A 1,822-nucleotide genomic window follows, 5' to 3' on the forward strand; every position below is an offset into this window, starting at 1 on the left:
CGCACTCGGCGCCCCCCGCGTCCTGGACCCGTTCCAGTTGGAGGAGTCCGGCGACTGGGTCGTCACCGTCGCTCTCGGGGACGCCCTGGCGATCCGCCTGCGGGCCACGGAGGACGCCGCCGCGTACGCGGCCGCGTTCACTGAGGCGGCCCGGCGGCTGCGGGAGGTGCAGCCGTGAGCGCCGCCGACGAGCTCAGGCAGGCGGCGGCCCGTCTGCGTGAGGCGGCCGCCGGGGCGACGCCGGGCCCGTGGGAGCACGTCTCCACCCTCCCGGACGGCATTCGGCCCCGCTGGATCCTCGGCCCACCGGTCGACCCCAACGACCCGTACTCCGCCGCCGAGGTCCTCGCCGTCACCGGCGTGATGGCGGACGCGCTCGCCGACGTCGCCGAGCCCGACGAGATCATCTCCGATGGCGACATGGACTGGATCGCGCTGGTCAACCCCGCGCTTGCCGAGCCGCTCGCCGCATGGCTGGACGACACGGCCGACCACTACGAGTGGCTCATCGACCACGGGGCCCGCGCCGAGACGGCGCTCGAGCAAGTCAGCCACGGCCTGGCCGTGGCCCGGCACATCAACCGAGGTGACCTGTGAGCGACCGGACCCGGCGGCTCCACGCGCTGACCAGCCGTGACGAGCACCTCGCGCTGCTGATCCTCGCCCAGCGGCACCCGGCCGTGTTCGACGAGATCGCCGACACGGTCGAGGAGATCAGGCGCAAGGAAGCCCGCGTCCGCCGCACCCCACAACGCCCAACCCTCCACCTGCCCAGGAAGGACCACCAGTGACCCGCCGGCTCAAGCCATGCGGCACCGTCGCCGCGTACATGCGGCACTACCGCCGCGGCGAGACACCCTGCCGCGACTGCCGGTACGCCTACAGCAAGTACCGGCGCGAAGATCGCCCCTACAGCCGCAGCTACCAGGACGCGCTAAGCGCGCTGGTCAAGCGGTACCCGGCCGAGTTCCGCGGCATCTACGAGGAGTTGCGCGACAGCATGCCGGACCGGTCCGACCGGAACCGGAGTCAGGCCTACCGGCGCGCACGAGCAGAACTGCGGCAGCGGCACTACGACGAATTCCTCAAGGTGCTCGCCCAGATCCGAGACCGGGGAGAGGAGCAGCGATGACCGTTGAGCGTGAGATCCGCGACGCCGCCCACACCCTGCGCACCGGGCCCGTCGACCTGGACCGCATCCGCGAACCCCTCGCCGACCTGCTTGACCGCATCGCCGACATCTCCCGCGGCCTGCGCGGCCCCGTCTACGAGGGACTGTGGCAAGGACGCGCCCTGGCCATCGCCCGCACCATCAACGAAGGGACCCACCAGTGAGCATCACCGACCTCCTGACCCAGCAGGCCGCCCAGCAGCGGGAGTTGGCCGCACAGTGCGCCGCCACGTTGAACGATCAGGTCGACCTCGCCACGCTGCAGCAGGCACGCGCCGAGCTGCTCGCCCAGCTGCGGGACATCGACCAGCGGATCCAGACCGCGCAGGCGTACCACGTCGCCGTACAAACCGCCGAATGGCTCGAGCAGCAGGCCCGCACGCTGGGCACGCCGCCCGACGCGGCCGAAGCCATCGCCGCCACCGGACTGCCCGTCCAACCCAAGCCGACCGAGCCAGCGGCGCCGCCCGAGGCCGACGACCTGCCGTTCAACGTCGTCGAAGCATCGGACACCACCAAGGCCGCCGTCGCCGCCATCACGACCGGCGGCACGCCCATCATCGACGACCCCGACCACATCGAAGGCGGCGCCGCGATCGTCACCGTCACCGACCCCGTCACCCCACCCGGCGACGGGCCCCGCCACGCCAA

5 protein-coding genes are annotated in these 1,822 nt (G+C 72.2%); all 5 read left to right on the forward strand.

The window, feature by feature from the left end:
* Nucleotides 1–174: 174 nt before the first annotated feature.
* Nucleotides 175–597 carry a hypothetical protein gene (locus VF202_10780; protein HEX7040591.1) on the forward strand — a complete coding sequence of 141 codons (423 nt, stop codon included), beginning with the start codon at nucleotides 175–177 and terminating at the stop codon, nucleotides 595–597.
* A complete protein-coding gene (locus VF202_10785) occupies nucleotides 594–791 on the forward strand; it encodes a hypothetical protein (GenBank protein HEX7040592.1) in 198 nt (65 codons plus the stop codon). Before VF202_10780 ends, VF202_10785 begins: the two co-directional genes overlap by 4 nt.
* The gene (locus VF202_10790; protein ID HEX7040593.1) at nucleotides 788–1,132 is read left to right on the forward strand and encodes a hypothetical protein; all 345 of its coding nucleotides are present in this window, start codon (nucleotides 788–790) and stop codon (nucleotides 1,130–1,132) included. The genes VF202_10785 and VF202_10790 overlap by 4 nt, the downstream gene beginning before the upstream one ends.
* Nucleotides 1,129–1,335, forward strand: coding sequence for a hypothetical protein (locus VF202_10795; protein ID HEX7040594.1), 207 nt, complete (start codon nucleotides 1,129–1,131; stop codon nucleotides 1,333–1,335). The genes VF202_10790 and VF202_10795 overlap by 4 nt, the downstream gene beginning before the upstream one ends.
* Nucleotides 1,332–1,822: hypothetical protein (locus VF202_10800; protein ID HEX7040595.1), on the forward strand; the 491-nt coding region annotated here is incomplete at its 3' end. The genes VF202_10795 and VF202_10800, both read left to right, overlap by 4 nt.

It is taken from the genome of Trueperaceae bacterium, assembly GCA_036381035.1.
Lineage (GTDB): Bacteria > Deinococcota > Deinococci > Deinococcales > Trueperaceae > DASRWD01.